10 protein-coding genes are annotated in these 25,230 nt (G+C 68.7%); 8 read left to right on the top strand and 2 right to left on the bottom strand.

Translation table 11 applies throughout. The features are described 5' to 3' along the window. Window positions 1-33: 33 nt before the first annotated feature. Together AB0M24_RS05665 and AB0M24_RS05660 are read right to left on the bottom strand one after the other, a co-directional pair. Window positions 34-567, bottom strand: a complete 534-nt coding sequence (locus AB0M24_RS05665; RefSeq protein ID WP_363761417.1) for a DUF305 domain-containing protein — start codon at window positions 565-567, stop codon at window positions 34-36. After that, window positions 567-1,415, bottom strand: coding sequence for a lytic polysaccharide monooxygenase (locus tag AB0M24_RS05660; protein WP_363761415.1), 849 nt, complete (start codon window positions 1,413-1,415; stop codon window positions 567-569). The genes AB0M24_RS05665 and AB0M24_RS05660 overlap by 1 nt, the downstream gene beginning before the upstream one ends. A 171-nt stretch (window positions 1,416-1,586) precedes the next feature. Between AB0M24_RS05660 and AB0M24_RS05655 the strand changes: the two genes are divergently transcribed. The 8 genes from AB0M24_RS05655 to AB0M24_RS05620 all read left to right on the top strand — a co-directional run bounded on the left by AB0M24_RS05655 (window position 1,587) and on the right by AB0M24_RS05620 (window position 25,229). Beyond that, window positions 1,587-4,136 (top strand): tetratricopeptide repeat protein, encoded by a 2,550-nt coding sequence (locus AB0M24_RS05655; RefSeq protein ID WP_363761413.1) that lies wholly within the window; start codon window positions 1,587-1,589, stop codon window positions 4,134-4,136. Window positions 4,137-4,178: 42 nt separating this feature from the next. Further along, complete coding sequence (locus AB0M24_RS05650) at window positions 4,179-4,607, top strand: hypothetical protein (RefSeq protein ID WP_363761411.1); 429 nt, start codon at window positions 4,179-4,181, stop codon at window positions 4,605-4,607. 11 nt (window positions 4,608-4,618) lie between these two features. Next, window positions 4,619-5,038, top strand: a complete 420-nt coding sequence (locus AB0M24_RS05645) for a hypothetical protein (RefSeq protein ID WP_363761409.1) — start codon at window positions 4,619-4,621, stop codon at window positions 5,036-5,038. 280 nt (window positions 5,039-5,318) lie between these two features. Further along, window positions 5,319-5,624, top strand: coding sequence for a nuclear transport factor 2 family protein (locus AB0M24_RS05640; RefSeq protein ID WP_363761407.1), 306 nt, complete (start codon window positions 5,319-5,321; stop codon window positions 5,622-5,624). Further along, on the top strand, window positions 5,625-5,870 hold the full coding sequence (locus AB0M24_RS05635; RefSeq protein WP_363761405.1) for a DUF2630 family protein: 246 nt from the start codon (window positions 5,625-5,627) through the stop codon (window positions 5,868-5,870). 216 nt (window positions 5,871-6,086) lie between these two features. Continuing rightward, complete coding sequence (locus AB0M24_RS05630; protein WP_363761403.1) at window positions 6,087-20,822, top strand: SDR family NAD(P)-dependent oxidoreductase; 14,736 nt, start codon at window positions 6,087-6,089, stop codon at window positions 20,820-20,822. After that, complete coding sequence (locus AB0M24_RS05625) at window positions 20,815-24,792, top strand: thioester reductase domain-containing protein (protein WP_363761401.1); 3,978 nt, start codon at window positions 20,815-20,817, stop codon at window positions 24,790-24,792. Before AB0M24_RS05630 ends, AB0M24_RS05625 begins: the two co-directional genes overlap by 8 nt. Continuing rightward, complete coding sequence (locus tag AB0M24_RS05620; RefSeq protein WP_363761399.1) at window positions 24,789-25,229, top strand: flavin reductase family protein; 441 nt, start codon at window positions 24,789-24,791, stop codon at window positions 25,227-25,229. Before AB0M24_RS05625 ends, AB0M24_RS05620 begins: the two co-directional genes overlap by 4 nt. Window position 25,230 lies beyond the last annotated feature (1 nt).

Raw genomic sequence — 25,230 nt, 5'->3', positions numbered from 1 at the left:
GCCTCCCTGTTGTCTCGAGACCGGGGTACCCCGCTAGAGGAGGGTGAGGAACCTCTTCATCATGTCGATCTGCGCGGTGCGGGACTTCTCGATCCGTCCCGCGAGGTCTTTCACCTCCTTGTGCGCACCACTCCCGGACTCCCACCGCGCCAGCTGCACCGCGTCGTCCTGGTGCGCGATCATCACGTTGAGCAGCCGCTGGTCGAACTCCTTGCCGTGCAACGACCGCAGTCGCTCGATCTCCTCGGGTTTGGTGCGCCGCATGCCGCCGTGGCCCGCGTGCGAGTCCGGCGGGGCGGTCGGCGGCGAGCCCCACGTGCTGAGCCAGCCCTTCATCGTGCCCACCTCGGACGCCTGGGTGGACTCGATGGCCGCCGCGAGCATCCGCAGATCGCCGGACTGGGCACGATCCGCGGCCAGCGCCACCATCGCCACGCCCTGCTCGTGATGCGGGATCATCATCTGCAGGAACATCACGTCCAGCGGATCGCCGCGCAACGTGGCGCCCGGCTGCTCGGCAGCGCAACCGGACACCACGAACGCGAGCAACAGCAACAGGATCCGCATCAGAGGCGTTTCCAGAGGGCCGGCGTGTTCGGCGGTTCCCACCCGGCGATGGCGGTGTGCGCGAGCTGGCACTCGTAGCCGACGCCGTTGTAGGTCACGCGGTTGCCGACCTGGTACGTCGTGCCCGCCGCCCACGTGCCGCTGGGAGGCGGTGAGGTGGTCGTGGTGGTGGGCGGAGGAGTGGTCGTGGTCGTCGTCGGGGGCGGGTTGGTGCCGCCGCTGAAGTCGACGTCCGAGCACGTGTAGAACGCCTCGGCGCTGCCGACGACCCGTTGCCAGATCGAGTAGATGAGGTGGCGGCCGGAGCGCGGCGGGATGTTCAGCGTCCAGCTCGTGAACGTCGACGGGTTCTGGTTGTTGAACGTCTGCAGGTGCACCAGGTCCGACCAGCGCAGCGGCTGCGTCGGGTTCCAGCCGTCCCTGGTGATGTAGAACTCGAAGTTGCTGTTCGAGTGCGGTGCGGACGCGTGGTAGGTCACCGTCAGCGACCCGGCGGAGATCCGCTTGGCCGGCCAGTCGGCGCGTTGCAGGTCGAGGCCGCGGTACTTGTCGCGGCCCGCGCTGCACAGCTTGCCGTCCGGGATCTTCTGGCGGTGCTGGCCGCCGGCGTCGAGCAGCGACACCTCGTTCCAGTCGTAGAACGCCTGCGTGCCACCGGCCGCGACGGCCGCCTTGCACGCGTCGGACTTCGGGTTCTCCGGGCCTTCCTGCTTGCACGTGTAGACGCGGCTGGCCGGGTCGGACATCGTGCCGTGGGCGCTGGCGGTCATCACCGGTACGAGCAGTGCGACGGCCAGAGCGGTGGTGGCGGTGAGACTCGCCAGAGCGAGCCGATTCCGTGCCTTCATTGCTCCTCCTGGCAGGCGGAGGTAGCGAACACGAGAAGTGCTCGCTTGGCGGGATCGGCGGCCCGGTTCACGAGTGTAAACAATTGGTTGGACCATTTCGTCCGCCAACCGACGGAATCGGTCCGACCGTCGGACGCCCGCGGCGCGCTCCCGATCATTAGGCTTCGACCCATGTCCGCCCCCAGACCTGACGACGCGCACTCGATCGAGGAGCTGATCGCCCAGCTGCGCGTTTTGAAGGTGTGGGCGGGCAACCCTTCGTTGCGGACGATGGAGAAGCTGTCCGGGCTCGCCCGCAGCACGCTCGCGGACGCTTTGAGTCCACGCAGGAAGACCGTGCCGGCGCTGGAGGTGTTCCGCGGGCTGCTGCGGGCGTTCAGCGTGCCGGACGACGAGGCCGCGCCGTGGCTCACCGCGTGGCGCCGGGTGCAGGCGGAACCGGCTCGCGTCCAGGCCGTCGTGCCACGTCAGCTGCCCGCCGTGGTGCCGGGCTTCACCGGGCGCGCGAAGGCGTTCAAGGAGCTGACCGCGCTGCTCGACGGCGGCAGCAGGCTCGCGGTGGTGTGCGGGATTCCCGGAGTGGGCAAGACCGCGCTGACGGTGCAGTGGGCGCACCAGGTGGCGGCGAGGTTCCCGGACGGACAGGTCTACCTGGACCTGCGCGGCTACTCGTCGGGTCCGCCGGTCACCCCGGACCAGGCGCTGGCGCTCGCGATCCGGGCGTTCGGCGTGCCCGGTGAGGACATCCCGCTGCAGCAGGACGCGATGATCGGCATGTACCGGTCGATGACGTCCGAGAAGCGCGTGCTGGTGATGGTGGACAACGCGCCCAGCGCCGCACACGTCCGTCCACTCGTGCCGGGCGGGCCGGGCTGCATGACCGTCGTGACGAGCCGTGACCGCCTGGCCGGACTCGTCGCGCGTGATGGCGCGTACCGGCTGGAGCTCGGCGTGCTGACCCCCGAGGAAGCTCCGGCCGTGGTGATCGGCGTGCTGGGGGCCGAACGGGTGCTGCGCGAGGAGGACGCGGTCGACGAGCTGGTCCGGCTGTGCGGGTACCTGCCGCTGGCGTTGCGGATCACGGCCGCGAACCTCGCCGATCGTCCACATCAGACGATCGCGGAGCTGATGGCCGAGCTGACCGCGGGCGACCGGCTCACCGCGCTGGAGATCGAGGGTGACGCCGACGCGGCGGTGCGCACGACGTTCGACCACTCCTACGCGGCGCTGGACCCGGTGGCGCGGATGTTGTTCCGCCGCATGGGTGTGGCGCCAGGACCGGAGCTGCCCGCCCGTGCCGCGGCGGCGTTGCTCGATCAGCCGGACGCGTCGGTGGCCCTGCGCACGCTGGTCGCCGCGCACCTGGTCGAGGTCAGGTCGGCCGGCCGCCATGGACTGCACGACCTGCTGCGGCTCTACGCCCGTGAGCGTTACGCGGCAGAGGAAAGCGCTGATTCCTCGATCTCCCGGCTGCACGCGCAGTACCTGGAGATGGCGGTCGCTGCGGCACGCGCGGTGCGTCCGGACTTCTCGGTGCTCGCTTCGGTCAGTCCACAGCACACGTTCTCGAACGCCACCGAGGCGTTGCAGTGGTTCGACACCGAACGCGCGACGTTGGTGTCGATGATCGAGCAGGCGGGCGCGCCGATGGCGTGGCTGCTGACCGATGCGTTGCGCGGTTGCTACTGGCTGCGCCGCCACACCGCGGAATGGCTGGCCGTCGCACGAGTGGGCCTGGATGCGGCCGATGGCGACCCTTCGGCGTCCGCCGCGATGCACCTGTCGCTCGGCACCGCGCACTGGGGAGCGGGCGACCACCGTGCCGCCGCCACGCACTTCTCCCAGGCCGTCGAGTTCAGCCGGGTGGCGGGGGACCGGTTCCGCGAGTTCAGCACGCTCGGCAACCTCGGCGGCGTCTACGCGGAGCTGGGGCAGCTGGAGGAGGCGGCCGACTGCTTCCGCCGCGAGCTCGCCTACTACACCGAGGTCGGCGACACGGCCCGGCGCGCGCGTTCGCTCGGCAACCTCGGCCTCACCGAGATGCGCCTCGGACGGCTCGTCGACGCTGCCGCGAACCTGGAGCTGGCCGTCGAGCTGCGCGAGGAGATCGGCGAGACCCGGTCCGCGGCGAACTCGCTCGGCGCGCTCGGCGTCGTGCACCGCTACCTCGGCGACCTCGGCCAGGCCGCGCACTTCCTCGAACGAGCGCGGCAGCTCAACCACGACCACGAGGACCGGGTCAGCGAGGCGGCCGCGCTGGACGACCTCGCCCGCGTCCACCGCGACGCCGGACGTCTCGACGAGGCGCTGCGGTGCGCGGAGGAGGCGCTCTCCCTCGCCAAGGGTTCCGGCCGGGTGGAGATCGACGCTGCGATCACGGTGGCGGCGGTGCGCGGCCGGCGTGAGGACCTGCGCCGCGCGTGGCGGATGGCGGTCGCGATCGGGTACGGGCCGGGTGTGGCGGACGCGCTGGTCGAGCTGGCGTGGCTGGACCTCGCCGCCGGGGACGCTCTGGCGGCAGTGAGCGACGCGACACAAGCGCACGAACGTGCGTCCGCCACCGGCCAGAGCATCCTCGCGGGCCTCGCGCTCGTTGCTCTGACCAGGGCGCATGAGGCAGCTGGGGATGCCGGTGCGGCTTCGGAGGTGCGGTTGAAGGCGTCTGAGGTGCTGGAAGGTGCCGGGTACCGGGGTGTCCGGGATCGTCCGAACAGCTTGTGAGCGGCCACGGGGATTGATAAATCCGTGGTCGAAGGGGGAATCATGAGAAAACTGATGACGTCGGCCGCTGCCTTCCTGGCCCTGGGCGCGCTCGTGACGCCGGCCGCTCACGCCAGCGAGATACCTGTGTACGACCCTGGCTCGACGACCGGCAGCAAGTTCGTCTTCGTGCCGTCGACGGCCGGTGGCGAAGGGGTGTCTTCCGGCAAGTTCGTCGAGTACACCGTGTCTCTCGACGGCACCCGTACGCGCGTCAAGGACCTCGCGGACGACGGCCTCGACGTGCACTTGTGGGTGCAGTACGGCAAGACGAACGAATACACGCACAAGGAGATGATCGCGACCGCGTCGGGCCTGAACGCGACCACGTTCACCGCTTGGTACTCGCCCGCCGACATGTACGTGAACTTCTTCGCGGCGCGCGTGTGTGTCGGCCCCGGTGAGGACCGCTGCTCCCACTGGATCGGCTGATCATGAGGAAAATGGCCCTGTCGGTGGCCGCGGCCCTGCTTCTCGGGCTGTGCGCCGAGTCGACCGCCCACGCGCGCCGGTGCAGCGGTGACCCTGTGTACGACCCCGGTTCGAACGGTCCGTGCTACTTCGCGGTCACGCCTTTCCTGCCCGGTGGCGAGGCGACGGTGAAGGGCAAGTGGTTCGAGCGGATGCCGTTCATCGATCCGCAGCTGTCCTATCTCAAGGACACCGCGGACGACGGCCTCGACGCCTACCTGTGGGTTCGCTACACCGATGGCACCGAGACGAACGAGAAGTGGCTCGCCCGTGCCTCTGGCCCCGGTGCGACGGTGGAGGTCCGCTGGCCCTTCGCCCCGATGATCGACTCGTTCTCGACGCGGATCTGCCTCGGACCGAACACGGCGACGTGCTCCGACTGGAGGACGTGACCGCGCTGTCCGGATCTGTCCGGGCTCGTCCGAACGTCTTCCCCGGTCGTCGGCTCCGGACGACGCTCTGTGCATGACTTCAGCACTGTCTCGCACCGTGATGCTGCCTCGCAGCAGCTGACCTTCCGATGAGTTTCGACAGTCCGCCCGGTCCATCCTCTTAGTGGTGTTCGAGAGGAGTGGGCCGGGTGGACCTGCGCTCCGTGCAGCCTGTCGCTGGCCGCGCTTCCCTGACCTCGACCATGTGCGGGTGTGTCCTCTTGCGACAACACTGGGGACCATGACGAGCGACCCAACCGTGGAGGCGTTCATCGCCGCCGTGAACGCGGGCGACAAGGCCGCGTTCTTCGACCTGCTCACGCCGGACGCGACCATGTCCGACGACGGCACCGACCGGGACCTCCGCGCGTGGACGGCCAAGGAGATCTTCGACGACAACGGCCACATGGTGGTCGAATCGTCCTCCGACGGCGGAAAGTCCCTGATCATCCGGTACCGCAACGACACCTGGGGGGAGATGCGCACCTTCTGGCGTTTCGTCGTAGAGTCCGGGAAGGTGAGCCGCTTCGAGACGGGACAGGCGTAGATGACCGACGAATCCGTGCTGGGCCGCATCCACGAGCTGGTCGACGAGGAGCACAAGCTGCGCGAACGCGTGGTGGCGGGCGAGATCTCGTCAGCTGAGGAACACGACAGGCTGCGCGCCCTGGAAGAAGCTCTCGACCAGTGCTGGGACCTGCTGCGCCGGCGTCGCGCCGCACGGTCGCAGGGCGAGTCCGCGGACGACGTGTCCGCGCGCTCCGTCGGCGAGGTCGAGGGCTACCTGCAGTAGACCTGCAGCAGACCGCCCCACCCTTCCACGGCCACGACTGGGAAATCGCCCAGTCGTGGCCGTGTTCTTTTGCCCGCCTGCGGAAACGTCGTCGTTGAGCGGGTTTCGTTGTGAGCCGGACCCCTTGCTCCTAGGGGGCGCTTAGGGGGCTCGAGGGCCGGGTTTCCCGGCCAGGCTTGGACGCGCCGATCGAGTTTCTCTGCGAGGTGTGCGTCCATGCTCAGTGCTGAGCTGATCCGGCCGTTGCCCGACCTGCTCAGGGCGCACGCCGCCCATTTCGGTGCCAAGGTCGCCTTCTCCGACCCTTGGCGCTCGGTTTCGTACTTCGACCTGGAGCTCCGGACCCGTCGCCTGGGCGGGCACCTGAGCGGACTCGTTCCTCGCGGTGGGCGGGTGGCGATCCTGCTCTCGAACCGGGTCGAGGTGATCGAGAGCTACCTGTCCGTGACGCGGGCCAGTGCGGTCGGGGTGCCGCTGAACCCCGGTTGTTCGGATGCCGAGCTCGCGCACTTCCTGTCGGACAGCGGCGCTGCCGTCGTGATCACCGACTCGTCGCACGCGGATCGGTTGCGGCGCTTCGACGTGCGGGTGATCGTCGTCGGCCCCGAGTTCGACGCGCTGGCTGCTTCTGCGCCGGCTGTTCCGGCTCGTGACGACCTGGGCTTGGACGAGGACGCGTGGATGCTCTACACGTCCGGGACGACCGGCAGTCCGAAGGGCGTGATCTCTAGCCAACGCAGCTGCCTGTGGTCGGTGGCTGCTTGTTACGCGCCGATCTTCGGACTGTCCTCTTCGGACGTTGTCCTGTGGCCCGCGCCTTTGTTCCACAGCCTGGCGCACGTCCTGTGCGTGCTGGGTGTGACGGCGGTCGGTGCCACCGCGCGCATCCAGAACGGGTTCTCCGCTGCTGACGTGCTTTCGGCGTTGCGTTCGGAGATCACGTTCCTGGTGGGCGTTCCGGCGATGTACCACCAGCTCGTCCGTGCCTCTTCCGATGTTTCGGCGCCTTCGCTGCGGGTCTGCTTGACCGCTGGGTCGGTCTGCTCGGCTTCTCTGCGTGCTTCTTTCGAGGAGGCGTTCGGTGTTCCGCTGCTGGACGGCTACGGGAGCACCGAGACGTGCGGCTTGATCTCGTGCGGTCTGCCGGTGCCGGGTGTGAGCGTGCGGATCGTGGATCCGGCGGGGGCCGACGTTCCTCCTGGTGCCGAGGGTGAGGTGTGGGTGAGCGGCCCGAACGTCGTCGCCTCGGTGCTGCGTGACGGCTGGTACCACACCGGTGACCTGGGACGCCGCGACCTGGTCGGTCGCCTCACGATCACCGGCCGGGCCAAGGAGCTCATCATCCGCGGTGGCGAGAACATCCACCCCGCCGAGATCGAGCGCGTTCTGCTCGAACTGCCAGGTGTGTCGGATGCCGCGGTGACCGGCAGGCCCGACGACGAGCTGGGTGAGGTGCCGGTCGCGTACTTGGTGGGCGATTCGCTCGATCCCGCTTTGATTCTGGACTCCTGCCGGTCTTTGTTGGCCGCTACTTCGGTTCCCGAGGCGCTGTACTCGGTCGACGCCATTCCGCGCACGTCGTCCGGCAAGATCGCGCGGCACCGGCTCGTGGGTTCCGGCGGTCGGCTGCTGGTGTCCGGAAGGCCGCTCTACGGCGTCGAGTGGGTTCCGGTGGATGCCTCCGGTGCGTCGTTTGATTTGACTGTTGTCCACTGTGGACCTTCGGTTCCCGGGCTGGTGGACGAGTGGCTCGCTTCGGATCCCGCGCCGTCCGAGCGGTTCGTGATCGTGACTCGTCGTGCCCTGGCGGTGAACGACACCGAGGGCGTTCCTGACTTGGAGCACGCCTACGTGTGGGGCCTGGCCCGTCCGCACCGCGTCGTTCTGGTCGACGTTGATGACACGGTCGATGTGGCTGCTGTGGTCGCCTCTGGTGAATGCAGGTTGGCGGTGCGGGACGGTGTGGTTCTCGCGCCCCGCCTGACCCGGTTGCCCGCCCTGACCGCTGCGGATTCGGTCGAGGTTTTCGGTTCTGTCGACGTGCCCGGACACGTTCGCACGGAGTCGTTGTCCGGTCCGGCTCCTCTGGTCCTGTGCTGGCCTCCTGACCGTCCTGATCTCGGCGCCTACTACGACGCGGCCGCGCGCCACCGCCGTTCACAGGGGTTGCCCGCTGTGTCCGTGCCCTGGTCCGAGGGGCTGCTCGTGGAGGTGGTCGCGACCAGCTCTCACGCCTGCGTTCGGCTGGAAGCGCCTGTCGCCGAGCCTTCCTCCTTCGGGTCCTCTGCTCTGCGCGACCGGCTGACCGTGCTGTCCTCGGTGGACCGTGATCTCGCACTGCTGGACGTGGTTCGCGCGGCCGCTGCCCGTGTCTGCGGTGTTGCGGTCGCCGCTGACGTTCCGTTCCGCGAGCTCGGCCTGACCTCGATCACCGCCGTCTCGCTGCGCAACGACCTGGTCGCTGTCACGGGCCTGCCGTTGGCCGTGACGTCGGCTTTCGACCATCCGACCTGCCGCGCTCTCGCCGCTCACCTGCGCGACCTGCTGTTCGGGGCTCGTCCGGTCGTCGTTGCCGCACAGTCCACTTCGGACGAACCGATCGCCTTGGTCGGTATGGCGTGCCGGTATCCAGGCGGTGTGCGTTCGCCGGAAGACTTGTGGCGCCTGGTGATCGACGAGATCGACGCGATCGGTGACTTCCCGTCGGACCGCGGCTGGGATCCCGACCTGTACTCACCGGACCCCGACCGCCCTGGCAAGTCTTCGACGCGTCGTGGCGGCTTCCTGCACGACGCGGGGGAGTTCGACGCGGAGTTCTTCGGCATCTCGCCCCGCGAAGCCCTGGCCATGGACCCGCAGCAACGTCTGCTGCTGGAAGTCTCGTGGGAGGCTTTCGAACGGGCGGGCCTGAACCCGCGAACGTGCCGCGACACCGGCGTCTTCGCGGGCGTCATGTACCACGACTACGCCACCGGAGCCCGAGCTCCTCGGGACGTCGAGGGCCACCTCGGCATCGGCACCGCGGGCAGCGTCGTCTCGGGCCGCGTCGCCTACCTCTTCGGCTTCGAGGGCCCGGCGGTCTCCGTCGACACCGCCTGCTCTTCCTCTTTGGTGGCAATGCATCTGGCTGCACAGTCGCTGCGAGCCGGCGAGTGCTCGTTGGCTTTGGCCGGCGGTGTTGCCGTGATGGCGACTCCGGCGACGTTCATCGAGTTCAGCCGCCAGCGCGGTCTCGCCGCGGATGGCCGCTGCAAGGCCTTTTCGTCTTCGGCTGACGGCACGGGCTGGTCCGAGGGTGTGGGCGTGCTCGTGCTTGAACGCCTCTCTGACGCTCGACGCAACGGCCATTCCGTCTTGGCGGTGTTGCGTGGTTCCGCAGTCAACTCCGACGGCGCTTCCAACGGCCTCACCGCGCCTCACGGGCCTTCGCAGCAACGCGTGATCCGTTCCGCTCTGGCCTCGGCGGGACTGTCTGCCGGCGACGTCGACCTGATCGAGGCGCACGGCACCGGAACCGTCCTGGGCGACCCGATTGAGGCCTCAGCGCTGCTCGCGGCCTACGGCCAGGATCGTGTTTCGCCTGCCTGGCTGGGCTCGTTGAAGTCGAACATCGGGCATTCGCAGGCGGCGGCGGGTGTCGGCGGCGTGATCAAAGCTGTCCAGGCGATGCGGTACGGCCTGATGCCGCGCACTCTGCACGTCTCCACCCCGACCCCGCACGTCGACTGGTCTTCGGGTGCCGTCTCGCTGCTGACGTCGTCCCGTCCGTGGCCTTCTCTCGATCGCCCACGCCGCGCCGCCGTGTCGTCTTTCGGCGTGTCCGGCACGAACGCGCACGTGATCTTGGAGGCCGCGGACGAACCAGAACTGTCAGACCTGCCTGAGATGATTGGGATGGGGGGTGGCTCCCCCCAGGGGGCCTGCCAACCGGTATCGATCCAGGCCGCGCCGTGGCTCGTGTCGGCCAAGTCCGAGCCAGCCCTGCGAGCCCAGATCGAGCGGCTGGAAGCGTCCGCCAAGGAGCACGACCCCGCCGACGTCGCCGCCACCCTCGCGACCCGCGCGGCCTTCCCCCACCGCGCGGTCCTCCGCGACGACACCGAGATCGCGACCGGCACCGCCACCGAAGACCCCCGTGTCGTGTTCGTCTTCCCCGGCCAAGGCTCGCAATGGCCGGGCATGGGCGAGCAGCTCCTCCACCAAGAACCAGCCTTCGCCCACCGCATGCGCGAGTGCGCGGAAGCCCTCGGCGAATTCGTCGACTGGGACCTGTTCGACGTCCTCTCCGACAGCAAGGCGCTGGAACGCGTCGACGTCGTCCAACCCGTCCTCTGGGCGGTGATGGTCTCGCTGGCCCACCTCTGGCAACACCACGGGGTCGAGCCGGCAGCCGTCGTCGGCCACTCCCAAGGCGAGATCGCCGCGGCAGTCGTCGCGAACGCACTCGACCTGAACGACGGCGCGCGCGTGGTCGCGTTGCGCGCCAAGCTGATCGCCACGAAGCTCGCCGGCAAGGGCGGCATGCGAGTCGTCACCGCCCTGCCCGAACACCTGGACCCGCGGCTGTCGGTGGCGGCGATCAACGGCCCCGAGTCGTTCGTCCTCTCCGGCCCTGACGACGCTCTCGCCACCCTCGAGGGCAAGCGGATCCCGGTCGACTACGCCTCCCACTCGGCCCAGGTCGAGGAACTGCGCCAAGATCTGCTCACCGCGCTCGCCGACATCACGCCCCGCACGCCGGCCGTCCCGTTCCACTCGACGTGTGGCGGCGGCCCGCTCGACGCCGAGTACTGGTACCGCAACCTCCGCGAAACCGTGCGCTACGACCCGGTGGTCCGCGACCTGACCGGCATCCTGTTGGAGGTCAGCCCGCACCCGGTGCTCCTGACCGGCTACGGCACGCTCCGCCGCGACGACGGCGCCCAAGACCGCTTCCACACGTCGGCCGGTCAGCTGTGGGTCCGCGGCGTCCCGGTCGACTGGCACTTCGAAGGCAGCCACGTCGATCTCCCCACCTATGCCTTCCAACGCCGGCGTTACTGGCTCGAGTCGACGTCCGAACCTGAAGGCCACCCGCTCCTCGGCAGGCCCGTCGACCTGGCCGACGCGGGCACCGTGTTCACGACCCGGCTTTCTCTCCGCACCCACCCGTGGCTTGCCGACCACGCGGTGAACGGCACAGTCCTGCTGCCCGGCACGGCGTTCGTCGAGATGGCCGTCGCCGCCGGCGACCACGTGGACGAGGTCGTCATCGAAGCGCCGCTGGTTCTCCCGGAACGCGGCGACGTCGAAGTCCAGACCGTCGTCGCCCCGGACGGCACGATCACCGTGCACAGCCGCACCGGTGACCAATGGCGCCGCCACGCGACCGGCAAGCTCACCACGACGACCACGGAATCCTTCGACCTCACCGAATGGCCACCGAACGCCACCGCACTCGACCTGACCGGCGCTTACGACACCCTGGCTGAGCGCGGCTACGAATACGGTCCCGCGTTCCAATGCCTCCAAGCACTGTGGCGCCGCGGCGACGAACTCTTCGCCGAGGTGCACTTGCAGGACCAGTCGGACTTCACCCTGCACCCCGCGCTACTCGACGCCGCTCTGCACCCGATCGCGATCGCGGGCTGGGGAGAAACCGAACCGGGCCAAGCACTTCTACCGTTCTCGTGGAACGGCGTAGAGGTGTTCGCAACGGGCGCGACGACCTTGCGCGTCAGGCTGATCCGCACCACGGACGGCGTCGCGATCCGGCTCGCCGACGGCTCCGGACTACCGGTCGCCGCGGTGAAATCCTTGGCACTGCGCGCAATTCCGCTGACCGACCTCGCCCCGGCCGCCGCGGTCTCGCTGTACCGGGTGGGCTGGACGCCGATCGCGTTGCCTGACAGCACCGAACTCCCGGACGACGTCGTCGTGGTGCAGCCGGAGAACGTCCACCAAGCCCTGAAACAACTCCAGCAATGGAGCGACTCCAAGCTGGTCGTCCACACCCGCGGTGCCGTCGACGGAACCGACCTGGACGGTGCTGCGGTGTGGGGCCTGGTGCGCTCGGCGCAGTCCGAGCATCCCGGTCGCATCATCCTCGTGGACGCCGACGACACGGTGCTCCCGGCGGCGATCGCATCCGGCGAGCCACAGCTGACGGTGCGCGACGGCCAGGCCTACGTCCCCAGGCTGCAGCGCGCACCGTCCACTTCGGACGCTCTGCCACTCGGCGACACAGTGCTGATCACCGGTGGCACCGGCACTCTCGGCGGCCTGCTCGCGAAGCACCTCGTCACCACGCACGGCGTCCGGAACCTCGTGCTGACCAGCAGGCGCGGCGACGCCCCGGCACTGGAAGCCGAACTCAAAGCTCTCGGCGCCGACGTCACCATCGCCGCCTGCGACGCCGCCGACCGCTCGTCGCTCGCAACCCTGCTTCACCAGATCAACGGCTTGTCGGCCGTAGTGCACGCCGCCGGTGTCTTGGACGACGGCGTGATCACCTCGCTGACGCCTGAACGCCTCGACACCGTGCTGCGCCCCAAGGCCACCGGCGCCCTGAACCTGCACGAGCTGGTGCCGTCCGTGCCGCTGATCCTGTTCTCCTCGGTCGCCGGCGTGTTCGGCGCTGCGGGCCAGGCCAACTACGCCGCCGCCAACGCCTTCCTCGACGCCCTCGCCCAGCACCGCCACACCCACGGCCTGCCCACGGTCTCCATCGCGTGGGGCCTGTGGTCCCGCACCAGCGCCCTGACCGCTGGGGTGACTTCCCGCGTCCGCGACAACACCATCGCGATGTCCGACGAAACCGGCCTCGCCCTGTTCGACGCGGCGTTGCGTTCCGGGGAGGCCGCCTCCGTCGCCGCTGTATTGGATCTCCGCGCGACCGGCGCTGTGCCACCGTTGCTGCGCGGCCTGATCCGCACGCGCCGAACCGCCGACGACACCACGAAAGGACTTCCCGAACGCCTGCAAGCACTTCCCGCGGACGAGCAGCACCGCCTCCTGCTGGACCTGGTGCGCACCAACACAGCCGCCGTCCTGGGCCACACCCCGCACTCCATCGAGCCCACGCGCGCGTTCTCCGAGCTCGGCTTCGACTCGCTGACCGCCGTGGAACTCCGCAACCGACTGGCGGCCGCCACCGACGTCCGCCTGCCCGCCACCCTCGTCTTCGACCATCCGACCCCAGATGCCCTGGCCTCACAACTGGGTGTCGAACTCGCTGGCACGCGACCCGTTTCCGTTGCCACTACGCGTGTTTCATCCGACGAGCCGATCGCGTTGATCAGCATGGCCTGCCGCTACCCAGGCGGCGTTCGTTCGCCGGAAGACCTGTGGCAGCTGGTGGCGAACGAGGTCGACGCGATCGGAGACTTCCCGTCGGACCGCGGCTGGTCCGGCGACCTGTACTCGCCGGACCCCGACCACCCTGGAAAGTCGTCAACGCGTCGTGGCGGCTTCCTCTACGACGCCGGTGAGTTCGACGCGGAGTTCTTCGGCCTCTCACCACGCGAGGCGCTCGCGATGGACCCGCAGCAACGCCTGTTGCTCGAAGTCTCCTGGGAGGCGCTGGAACGCGCGCGGCTGGACCCGTCTTCGTTGCGCGGCAGCCAAACCGGCGTGTTCACCGGTGTCATGTACCACGACTACGCCTCCCGTCTGGACGAGATTCCGGAGGACGTGGAGGCCTACCTGGGCCTCGGCACCGCGGGCAGCGTCGCGTCGGGCCGTGTCGCCTACGCGCTGGGCTTCGAAGGCCCCGCCGTCACCGTCGACACCGCCTGCTCCTCCTCTTTGGTCGCGCTCCATTGGGCAGCGCAGTCGTTGCGCTCGGGTGAATGCTCCCTGGCTTTGGCCGGCGGCGTTGCCGTGATGGCGACTCCGGCGACGTTCATCGAGTTCAGCCGCCAGCGCGGACTCTCGCCTGACGGCCGCTGCAAGGCGTTTGCTGCTTCCGCGGACGGCACGGGCTGGTCCGAGGGCGTGGGCGTCCTGCTGCTGGAGCGCCTCTCCGACGCTCGACGCAACGGCCACTCCGTCTTGGCGGTGCTGCGTGGATCCGCAGTCAACTCCGACGGCGCCTCCAACGGCCTGACCGCGCCTCACGGGCCTTCGCAGCAACGAGTGATCTGTTCGGCTCTCGCCTCGGCGGGACTGTCGGCTTCCGACGTCGACCTGATCGAAGCGCACGGCACGGGCACCGTCCTGGGCGACCCGATCGAGGCGCAGGCCCTGCTCGCGGTGTACGGCCAGGATCGCGTCTCGCCGGCCTGGCTGGGCTCGTTGAAGTCGAACATCGGGCATTCGCAGGCGGCGGCGGGTGTCGGCGGCGTGATCAAAGCGGTCCAGGCGATGCGCCACGGCCTGCTGCCGCGCACCCTGCACGTCGACGCCCCGACCCCGCACGTCGACTGGTCGGCGGGAGCCGTCTCGCTACTCACGTCGTCCCGTCCGTGGCCGTCGCTCGACCGCCCGCGCCGCGCCGCCGTCTCGTCGTTCGGGGTCAGCGGCACCAACGCGCACGTGATTCTCGAGGCTCCGGAACTGTCAGACCTGCCTGAGATGATTGGGATGGGGGGTGGCTCCCCCCAGGGGGCCCGCGAACCTGGATCGATTCCGGCTTGTGGCGCAGGGTCGATGGTGCCCTCTGCGGCGGCTGGGGTTCCTGTCGCGGTGCCGCTCGTGGTGTCGGCGAAGAGCGCGGAAGCGTTGCGGGCCCAGGCTGAGCGGCTGCAGCGCGTGGACGTCAGCGCGGTCGACCTCGGGTATTCGCTCGCCACCACGCGAGCCGCGCTTGAGCACCGGGCCGTGGTCATCGGCGACGGACTGGAGGCACTCGCCTGCGGCCACGTCAGCCCGCACGTCGTCCAAGGCGTGGCGAGCGCTGGCCGGCGGGTGGCGTTCCTGCTAAGCGGGCAGGGCAGTCAGCGTCCGGGCATGGGACGTGACCTGTACGAAGCGTTCCCGGCGTATGCGCAGGCATTCGACGAGGTCTGCGCGCACCTTCCCGAGATCGTGCTCAGCGGCGACGAGCTGAACCAGACCGCCAACACTCAGGCCGCGTTGTTCGCGGTCGAGGTAGCGCTGTTCCGCCTCGTCGAGGAGTTCGGCGTGCGCGCGGACTTCCTCGCGGGGCACTCGATCGGCGAGCTGACCGCCGCTCACCTGGCCGGCGTGCTGTCGCTCGAAGACGCCGCCAAGCTCGTGACCGCACGTGGCGCGCTAATGCAGGCGTTGCCGGCAGGCGGTGCGATGGTGGCGATTCAGGCGACAGAGCAGGAGATCTTGCCGTTCCTGACCGAAAGCGTCGACATCGCGGCTGTGAACGGACCGAACAGCATCGTGGTCTCCGGCGCCGAGGACGAGGTGCTCGCGATCGCCGCGCGGTTCACGGACCGCAAGACCAAGCGGCTCGACGTCAGCCACGCCTTCCACTCGCCGCTCGTCGAACCGATGCTGGCCGACTTCCGGCAGGTGGCGGAAAGTCTGACCTACCACGAGCCGAAGATCCCGGTGGTGTCGGCGATGACCGGCCGCATCACGGACCTGACACCGGACTACTGGGCCGAACACGCGCGCCGGGCCGTGCGCTTCGGCGACGTCGTACAGGCCCTCGCGGATGAGGGAGTGTCGGCGTTCCTGGAGCTGAGCCCGAGCGGTGTGCTCACTGCGGCGGCGGCCGACAACCTGTCCTCTGTGGACGGATGTGTGTTCGCTTCCTCGGGCCACGAGCCGGTTGCAGTGCTGAAGGCGTTGGCTGAGCTGCATGTGCGAGGCGTGAAGGTGGAGTGGGCACGGTTCTTCGACGGTATGGATGCACGCTGCGTCGATCTGCCGACCTACGCCTTCCAGCGCAAGCGGTACTGGCTGGACAGCTCGACGGCTGAGCCCGTCGTTGCTGCGGACGTACCGGAGCCCGAGGACCTGCTTGAGCTGATACGTGCGCACGCGGCGGCGGTGCTGGGCCACGAGAGTCCGGATGCTGTGGATCCGGCGCGCGCGTTCAGTGAGTGCGGGTTCGACTCGCTGATGGCTGTGCAGTTGCGCAACCGGCTGTCGGCGGCCATCGGCAGGACGTTGCCCGCGACGTTGCTGTTCGATCACCCGACGCCGCTGGCACTGGCGGCACACCTGCAAGGCTCACAGGAACGGTTTGTTGTCGCGGCGAGGTCGGACGAGCCGATCGCGATCGTCGGCATGGCCTGCCGGTATCCGGGTGGCGTGCGGTCGCCGGAGGACCTGTGGCGGCTGGTGTCGGAGGGCGGCGACGCGATCAGCGACCTGCCGGGCGGCCGCGGCTGGGAATTGGGCGAGAGCTCGTACGTCCACAAGGGAGGGTTCCTGCACGACGCGGGCGAGTTCGACGCGGAGTTCTTCGGCATCAATCCGCGTGAGGCGCTCGCGATGGACCCGCAGCAGCGCCTGTTGCTCGAAGTCTCGTGGGAGGCCGTGGAACGCGCGGGATTGGACCCGTCCTCGTTGCGCGGCAGTCAAACCGGCGTGTTCACCGGCGTGGTCTACCACGACTACGCCTCTCGGGTGTACGACCGGGTGTCTGACGAGGTCACCGGCTACCTCGGTACAGGTGGTGCGGCGAGTGTTGCGTCAGGACGCGTCGCTTACGCGTTCGGATTCGAGGGGCCGGCGATCACGGTCGACACGGCGTGCTCCTCGTCCCTGGTGGCGCTGCACCTGGCGGCCTCGGCCCTGCGTGACGGCGAGTGTTCGCTGGCTCTGGTCGGCGGCGCGACCGTGATGCCGACGCCAATTGCGTTCGTCGAGTTCAGCAAGCAGCGCGCGCTCGCACCGGACGGCCGCTGCAAACCGTTCGCCGCGTCTGCCGATGGCACCGCATGGGCAGAAGGCGTGGGCGTGCTGCTCGTGGAGCGCCTCTCCGACGCACGACGCAACGGCCACTCCGTCTTGGCGGTGTTGCGCGGGTCCGCCGTGAACCAGGACGGTGCCTCCAACGGCCTGACCGCGCCTCATGGGCCCTCGCAGCAGCGGGTGATCCGCGCGGCGTTGGCGGCGGCTGGGTTGTCCGCTGCTGATGTGGACGCTGTCGAGGCGCACGGCACCGGTACTTCTTTGGGGGATCCCATCGAGGCGCAGGCGCTCATCGCGACCTATGGCCAGGACCGGGTTGTCCCGCTGTGGCTGGGTTCGCTGAAGTCGAACATCGGGCATTCGCAGGCGGCGGCGGGTGTCGGCGGCGTGATCAAGATGGTGCAGGCGATGCGGCACGGCGTGTTGCCGCGGACTCTGCACGTCGACGCCCCGACTCCGCACGTGGACTGGTCGGCGGGCGCCGTCTCGCTGCTGACCGAGGCTCAGCCGTGGCCTGATTGCGGGCGGCCGCGGCGGGCGGCGGTGTCGTCGTTCGGGATGAGCGGGACGAACGCGCACGTGATTCTCGAGGCTCCGGAACCGTCAGTGGACGCGGTGGCGGCTGGCAGGGCTGTGGTGCCGTGGCCGGTGTCGGCGAAGTCCGCGGCGGCGCTCAGGGCTCAGGTCGAGCGGCTCGCGGCAGCGGCACAGGGGCTGAACGCGGCGGATGTCGGGGGCACGCTGGCCGCGCGGTCGGAGTTCCACCACCGGGCGGTGTTGTCGTCGCGGAACGGGAACGAAATCGCGGCCGGCGTAGCGGGGGGTGCTGGGCGGGTCGCGTTCGTGTTCCCTGGCCAGGGCTCGCAGTGGGCGGGCATGGCGGTGGAGCTGATCGAGAGCGTGCCGGTGTTCGCCGCGCGCATGAGGGAGTGTGCGGGTGCGCTGAGCAGGTGGGTGGACTGGGATCTGTTCGAGGTCATCCGGGACGCCGGAGCGTTGGAGCAGGTTGACGTGGTGCAGCCGGCGTTGTGGGCGGTGATAGTGTCGCTCGCCGCGCTGTGGCGGGAGTTCGGGGTCGAGCCGCACGCGGTGGTCGGGCATTCACAGGGTGAGATCGCGGCCGCGGTGGTGGCAGGCGCACTGTCTGTTGAGGACGGTGCGCGCGTGGTTTGTCTGCGCAGCAAGGCGATCAAAGCGCTGGCTGGGACGGGCGGCATGGTGTCCGTTGCGGTACAAGCGGATCGGGCAGCTGAGTTGGCTGAGTTGACAGGCGTGCACGTTGCGGCGGTCAACGGGCCCGCGGCAACGGTGCTTGCCGGTGGGGCGGGAGAGCTCGACGAGTTGTTGGCCGCTTGCGAGGCCGAGGGCGTGCACGCGCGCAGGATTCAGGTGGACTACGCGTCGCACACACCGCATGTCGAAGCCATTCGAGACGAGATTCTGGAAGCGCTGCAAGGGATTGAGCCGAAGCAGAGTGAGATCGCGTTCTATTCGACGCTGACCGGGGAGCGGTTCGACACCAGCGGGCTCACGGCCGAGTACTGGTACGAGAACCTGCGCAACACGGTGCGGTTCGAGCAGGCCACGCGGAGGCTCGCCGAGGACGGGTTCGGGGTGTTCGTCGAGGCCAGTGCGCATCCGGTGCTGACGATCGGGGTTCAGGAGACCGCGGAGAACGCGGTGGTGGTCGGGTCGTTGCGGCGGGATGAGGGTGGCTGGGAGCGGTTCTTGCGGTCGCTGGCGGAGGCTTGGGTCGGCGGGGCGGGCGTTGAGTGGGACTCGCTCTTCGAGGGCACGAAGAAGGTCGAGCTGCCGACTTATGCGTTCCAGCGCGAGCACTACTGGCTGGACGTGAGCCCGCGTGCAGGAGATTTGAGCGCGGCCGGGTTGAGTGCGCCGGGGCATCCGTTGCTCGGGGCGGCGACGAGCTTGGCTGGGACGGACGGGTTCCTGTTCACCAGCAGGTTGTCGTTGGCGACGCATCCCTGGTTGGCGGATCACGCGGTGCTGGGGTCGGTGTTGTTGCCGGGGACGGCTTTCCTCGAGCTCGCGCTGCGGGCGGCACGAGAAGTCGGCTGCGGCCAAGTCGAGGAGCTGACGATCTCGGTGCCGCTGGTCTTGCCGGAGGACACGGCGGTCACGGTGCAGGTGTCGGTAGGCGGGCCGGATGCGAGCGGGCGCCGGACGGTCGGGGTGTACTCGCGGGCCACCGGTGGGTGGGTGTGTCATGCCAGCGGGGTGTTGGCGCACGGCGTTGTGCGGCAGGTCGAGTTCGGGGAGTGGCCGCCACGGGCAGAGGAGATCCCGGTCGGTGACCTGTACGAGCGATTGAGCGGGATCGGGTTCGACTACGGGCCGAAGTTCCAAGGGCTGCAACGGGTCTGGCGCACGGAGCAGGAAGTGTTCGCCGAGGTTCGGGTGGAGACGGACAAGGGGTTCGGGCTGCATCCGGCGCTGCTCGACTCGGCGCTGCACGCGATCGTGCTCGGCGGGCTCGGTGGCGACGGCGGGAGGTTGCCGTTCGCGTGGAGCGGGGTGTCGCTGGCGAGCACTGGTGCCTCGGAGTTGCGGGTGCGGCTGACCTCGCGAGGGACCGACGTGGTGTCGCTGGCGGCGGTCGACGAGGCTGGGCGTGCTGTGGTCAACGTGGACTCGCTGGTGATCAGGCCGGTGACCGCTGAACAGCTCGGGGTGGCGCCGGAGTCGTTGTACGCGGTGGCGTGGACCCCGATTCCGGTTGTGGCCGCTGAGCTGCACGGTGAGGTCGTCGAGGTCAACGACCTGCACAGGGCGCTGGAGTTGTTGCAGGAATGGGTTGCGGGTGAACAGGAACAGCTCGTCGTCCTCACGCGCAACGCGACTGGCGTCGACCCCGATCTGGCCGGAGCGGCGGTGTGGGGGCTGGTGCGGTCCGCGCAGTCGGAGAACCCCGGCAAGATCGTCCTGGTCGACGTCGAGGGTGAGGTGACGCGAGAAGCGTTGGGCGCGGCGGTGGCGACGGGCGAGCCGCAGCTCGCGTTGCGCGGCAACGAGGTTCTGGCGCCGCGGCTCGTGAGGGCCTCGGTCGGCGAGCAGGAGTTGACGCTGCGCGGCACGGTGTTGATCACTGGCGGGACCGGCACGTTGGGTGGGCTCGTCGCCAAGCATCTGGTGGCTGAGCACGGTGTGGAGAAGGTGGTGCTCGCCAGCAGGCGTACCGGATGCGACGTCGGTGATCGGGCGGCGTTGGAGCGGCTGCTGGCCGAGACGCCGGTGGATGCCGTGGTGCACCTCGCGGGCACGTTGGACGACGGCGTGATCTCGTCGCTGACCCCCGAGCGGCTGGAAGGTGTGTGGCGGCCCAAGGCTGAGGCGGCGCTGCATCTGCACGAGTTGCTGCCGGACGTGCCGATGGTGTTCTTCTCGTCGGCGGCGGGCACGTTCGGTGGGCCGGGGCAGGCGAACTACGCTGCGGCGAACGCGTTCTTGGACGCACTGGCGGCGCATCGGCGGGCGCGTGGGCTGCCGGCGGTGTCGCTGGCGTGGGGGTTGTGGGCCGACGACAGCGGGATGACCGGGCACCTCGGCGATGCTGATCGGGCACGGATGGCGCGCAGTGGTGTGCGGCCGATCGGTGCGGCGGAGGGCTTGCGGCTGTTCGACGCGGCGTTGCGGAGCCGTGAAGCCGTGGTGGTGCCGATGCCGTTGGACATGGCGGCGTTGCGGGCGCAGGGCGGTGGGCTGCATCCGTTGCTGCGCGGGCTGGTCCGGGTGCGGGCGGAGTCGCGGGCGCCGTTGGGGGAGACGTTGCGGACGGCGGCGGATCCGCGGCAGGTGCTGCTCGACCTGGTCCGCGGAGAGGTCGCCGGGGTGCTGGGGCTGCCGGGGCGGGTGGCGTCGGAGCGGACGTTCAAGGACTTCGGGTTCGACTCGCTCACGGCCGTGGAGCTGCGCAACCGGCTGAGCGCGGCGATCGGGTTGAGGTTGCCGCCGACGTTGGTCTTCGACCATCCGAGTCCGGGAGCGCTGGCCGATCACCTGATGTCGGAGCTGCTGCCGGACGTCGTGGACGAGCCTGACGAGATCGACGACATGGACACCGACGACCTGGTGCGGCTCGTGCTCGGCACCAGCGCGGGAGGATCGGATGACTGAGGATCAGGTCGTCAAGGCGTTGCGGGTCGCGGTGAAGGAGAACCAGCGGCTGCAGCGCGAGAACACCGAACTGCTGGCGCGGCTGAGCGAGCCGATCGCGATCGTCGGGATGGCGTGCCGGTATCCGGGTGGGGTTCGGTCGCCGCTCGACCTGTGGCGGCTGGTGGCCGACGGCGTGGACGCGGTCGGGCCGTTTCCCACGGATCGCGGGTGGGATCTGGAGGCGTTGTACTCGGCGGATCCGTCGGTCAGCGGCACCTGCTACACGCGGTCGGCCGGCTTCTTGTACGACGCGGCGGAGTTCGACGCCGGGTTCTTCGGGATCTCGCCACGGGAGGCGTTGGCGATCGACCCGCAGCAGAGGCTGTTGCTGGAGACGTCGTGGGAGGCGTTCGAGGACGCCGGGATCGACCCGTTGCCGTTGCGGCGCAGCAGGACCGGGGTGTTCGCGGGCGTCATGTACAACGACTACGGCTCGCGGCTGCTCGACCGGATGCCCGCGTCGGTGGAGGGGCATCTCGGGACCGGCAGCGCGGGCAGCGTGGCTTCGGGGCGGGTCGCTTACACGTTCGGGTTCGAGGGGCCGGCGGTCACGGTCGACACGGCGTGTTCGTCGTCGTTGGTGGCGTTGCACTTGGCTTTGCAGTCGTTGCGGGCGGGGGAGTGTTCGCTGGCGTTGGCCGGTGGGGTCGCGCTGATGGCGAGTCCGGCGGTGTTCGTCGAGTTCAGCCGGCAGCGCGGGTTGTCGGCCGATGGGCGGTGCAAGGCGTTCGCGGCCGCGGCCGACGGCACCGGGTGGGCCGAGGGTGCCGGGATGGTGGTGCTGGAACGGCTTTCGGACGCTGAACGGTTGGGGCATCCGGTGCTGGCGGTGGTGCGGGGGTCGGCGGTCAACTCGGACGGGGCTTCGAACGGGTTGACCGCGCCTCATGGGCCTTCGCAGCAGCGGGTGATTCGGGCGGCTCTGTCCGCGGCTGGTCTTCGTCCGTCCGATGTGGACGCTGTCGAGGCGCACGGCACCGGGACTGTGCTGGGTGATCCGATCGAGGCTTCCGCGTTGCTGGCGGTGTACGGCCAGGAACGTGCCGAGCCGTTGTGGCTGGGGTCGCTGAAGTCGAACATCGGGCACGCGCAGGCGGCGGCCGGTGTGGGTGGCGTGATCAAGATGGTGCAGGCGATGCGGTACGGGGTGTTGCCGGCGACTTTGCACGTGGACGCGCCGTCGCCGCACGTGGACTGGTCGGCCGGCGCGGTGTCGTTGCTGACTTCGGCGCGGGCGTGGCCTTCGGTGGATCGGGCGCGGCGGGCGGCGGTGTCGTCGTTCGGGGTGAGTGGGACGAATGCGCACGTGATCTTGGAGGCGGGGAGCGGTCTGGGAAGGACCAAGGACGCGAGCGACACGGAGCGCGAGACCTGGCCGGTGCCGTTTGTGGTGTCAGCGCGCAGTCCGAAAGCGGTGCGGGCACGGATCCAGCAGGTTCGCGAGCTGGTGGCGGGCGAGCAGGAGGACCACGAACGCGACATCGCGTATTCGCTGGTCACCACGAGGGCGATGCTGGAGCACCGGGCCGTCCTCGTAGGCGAACGCGAGGCCGAGGGCGTCGCGGACGTCGAGGGCGAGGTCTGTTTCGTTTTTCCCGGCCAGGGCGCGCAATGGCCAGGCATGGGGGAGGACCTGATCAAGGCTGAGCCCGTGTTCGCCGAGCAGATGCACAAGTGCGCGGAAGCCCTCAAACCACACACAGAGTGGGATCTGCTGGACATCCTGGGCAGCGAGACAGCGCTCCAGCGGGTCGATGTGGTGCAGCCGGCGCTGTGGGCGGTCATGGTGTCGTTGGCGCAGCTGTGGCGGGCCAAGGGGGTTGAGCCGAAGGCTGTTGTCGGGCATTCGCAGGGGGAGATCGCGGCCGCGGTCGTGGCGGGAGCGATCACGAGGGAAGACGGCGCGAAGATCGTGGCGCTGCGCAGCAAGTTGATCGCGAAGAAGCTCGCGGGCAAGGGCGGCATGATCGTCGTCAAATACCTGCCCAAAGACACGCGGCTCGAAGTGGCGGCCAGGAACGGGCCGACTTCGATCGTGCTGTCCGGCGTACCCGAGGCCCTCGAAAAAACCGAGGGCAAGCGGATTCCGGTCGACTACGCGTCCCATTCGCGGCAGGTCGAAGAGCTCAGGAACGACCTGCTGACAGCGCTCCAGGACATCGAGCCGAAGAAGGCCGAGATCCCGTTCTTCTCCACTGTGGACGAGAAGTGGTTGGACACGACGGAGCTCACGGCCGAGTACTGGTACCGGAACCTGAGGCAGACCGTGTTGTTCGAGTCGGCGATCACCGAGCTGGCCACCACGGGGCACCGGAAGTTCATCGAGGTCAGCCCGCATCCGGTGCTGACCACTGCGGTGGAGGAGACGCTCGAGGAACGGGAGCCCTGCGCGGTCGTCGGGACGCTCAAGCGCCAGGACGGCACGCGCGAACGCTTCCTGGAGGCGTTGGCTGAGGCGTTCGTCAGAGGGGTCGAGGTCGACTGGGCTGGCATGTTCGACGGGGCGCGGAAGGTCAAGCTGCCTACGTACCCGTTTCAGCGGAAGCGCTACTGGCTCGACGCGACGATCACCCGGCACACCACGACTACCGATGAACAAGAACCGGAAGACGTTGCCGACATCGAAGAGCTGATCTGCCGGATGACTAAGGTCGTGTTGCGGCTGGAAGATGAGGAGTTCGACGCCGACAAGCCGTTCAAGGACATGGGGTTCGACTCGCTGTTGTCGGTGGAGCTGCGCAACCGGCTGGCGAGGGCGACCGGGAAACGGCTGCCGGCGGGGATCGTGTACGAACGGCCGACGCCCGCGAAGCTGGTTGACTTCCTGAAGAACGGAACCACGACCACGATCGACTTCGCGACAGAAGGCGTTCTACCCCAGGACATCCAGCCTTCCAAAGCGAGAATCCGAGAGCACCGGAACATCTTCCTGACCGGGGCGACGGGGTTCCTCGGCGCGTTCCTGCTGAGCGACCTCCTCAAGACCACCGAAGCGAGAATCCACTGCCTCGTCAGAGGAGACGCCACCAGGCTGCAAAGGAACCTGGAGTGGTACGGGCTCGAAGACGCACCAGAACGGATCGAGGTCGTCGAAGGAGACCTGAGCAAACCCCGGTTTGGCTTGACCGAGGAGAAGTTCGACGAGCTGGCCCGCAGCATCGACGTCATCTACCACGCGGGATCGCAGGTCAACTGGCTGCAGCCGTACCAGGAGCTCAAGGCAGCCAACGTCAGCGGCACGGAAGAAGTGCTGAGACTGGCGGCAAAGCATCACACCAAGCACGTGCACCACGTGTCGACGACCGGCGTGTTCGCGATGCCGGGAAAGCACGCGACAGATGCCGAGACCGGGCCACCGCATGAGCTCCCCACTGGCTATCAGCAGAGCAAGTGGGTGGCCGAGAAGCTCGTCGGCCAAGCGAAAGACAGAGGAATTCCGGTAAGCATCCACAGGCCGGACACCGTGTGCGGCAGTCAGAGAAACGGCGCGTGCCAGACCAACGACTTCATCTGGTTGAGCCTCAAGGGATGCCTGCAAGCCAAGGCGGCTCCGGACGATGCGAAGGCGTTGTTCACGATCGCCCCGGTCGACTACGTGACCAAAGCGATCACCCAGAACCGGCAGAACGGCACGTACCACCTCTACAACAGCAACCCGATCAGCCTGAAAACGATCATCGAGCGGCTGCGGGCACACGGGTACGAAATCGAGGAAATCCCCAGAGAGCAGTGGAACGACAGGGTCAGGCAGGACGAGAACAACGCCGCGAACCCGCTGCTGGACGTCTTCACGCAGATCACCAAGGAAGAACGCCTTCACATCACCTATGAGACCGATGGGCACTGCCCGGAGATCACGGAAGACCTGCTGGACACCTACATCGCGTTCTTCCAGCGCACCGGCTACTTCCCGGAGGTGCCGAAATGAGCCGGGAGCTCAGGGACTGCCTCGGCCACTTCGCCACCGGCGTCACGGTGGTCACGTGCGAGGTCGACGGCGAGAAGCACGGTGCCACGGTGAACTCGTTCACGGCGGTGTCGCTCACACCACCGCTCGTGCTGGTGTCGCTCGACCGGAGAAGCAAAGCGTGCCAGCGCCTCGACAACAGACCGTTCGTCGTCAACGTGCTCAAGGAAGACCAGAGCGACATCGCGCTGCACTTCGCGGGCACACCAGCACAACGACCGATTCCGTGGGACGGCACGAGACTGCGAAACGCGTTGGCGCACATCGTCTGCGAGCCGTGGCGCAGCTACGACGGCGGTGATCACGTGCTGTACCTGGGCGAGGTCAAGGAGATCGAGGTCCACCAAGGCGAGCCGCTGGTGTTCTACCGGGGCGCCTTCCGCGAGGTTGGAGCATGAG

Origin of the sequence: Lentzea sp. NPDC051838, assembly GCF_040681245.1 — a bacterium.
GTDB lineage: Bacteria > Actinomycetota > Actinomycetes > Mycobacteriales > Pseudonocardiaceae > Lentzea.
This window is presented reverse-complemented; position numbering and strand designations above follow the sequence as displayed.

Excerpts from the sequence above, each read along its gene's own strand:
- AB0M24_RS05640 (WP_363761407.1), top strand. The coding sequence starts at position 5,319 with ATGACGAGCGACCCAACCGTGGAGGCGTTCATCGCCGCCGTGAACGCG.
- AB0M24_RS05655 (WP_363761413.1), top strand. The coding sequence starts at position 1,587 with ATGTCCGCCCCCAGACCTGACGACGCGCACTCGATCGAGGAGCTGATC.
- AB0M24_RS05625 (WP_363761401.1), top strand. The coding sequence starts at position 20,815 with ATGACTGAGGATCAGGTCGTCAAGGCGTTGCGGGTCGCGGTGAAGGAG.
- AB0M24_RS05635 (WP_363761405.1), top strand. The coding sequence starts at position 5,625 with ATGACCGACGAATCCGTGCTGGGCCGCATCCACGAGCTGGTCGACGAG.
- AB0M24_RS05665 (WP_363761417.1), bottom strand. The coding sequence starts at position 567 with ATGCGGATCCTGTTGCTGTTGCTCGCGTTCGTGGTGTCCGGTTGCGCT.
- AB0M24_RS05630 (WP_363761403.1), top strand. The coding sequence starts at position 6,087 with ATGCTCAGTGCTGAGCTGATCCGGCCGTTGCCCGACCTGCTCAGGGCG.
- AB0M24_RS05645 (WP_363761409.1), top strand. The coding sequence starts at position 4,619 with ATGGCCCTGTCGGTGGCCGCGGCCCTGCTTCTCGGGCTGTGCGCCGAG.
- AB0M24_RS05620 (WP_363761399.1), top strand. The coding sequence starts at position 24,789 with ATGAGCCGGGAGCTCAGGGACTGCCTCGGCCACTTCGCCACCGGCGTC.
- AB0M24_RS05650 (WP_363761411.1), top strand. The coding sequence starts at position 4,179 with ATGAGAAAACTGATGACGTCGGCCGCTGCCTTCCTGGCCCTGGGCGCG.
- AB0M24_RS05660 (WP_363761415.1), bottom strand. The coding sequence starts at position 1,415 with ATGAAGGCACGGAATCGGCTCGCTCTGGCGAGTCTCACCGCCACCACC.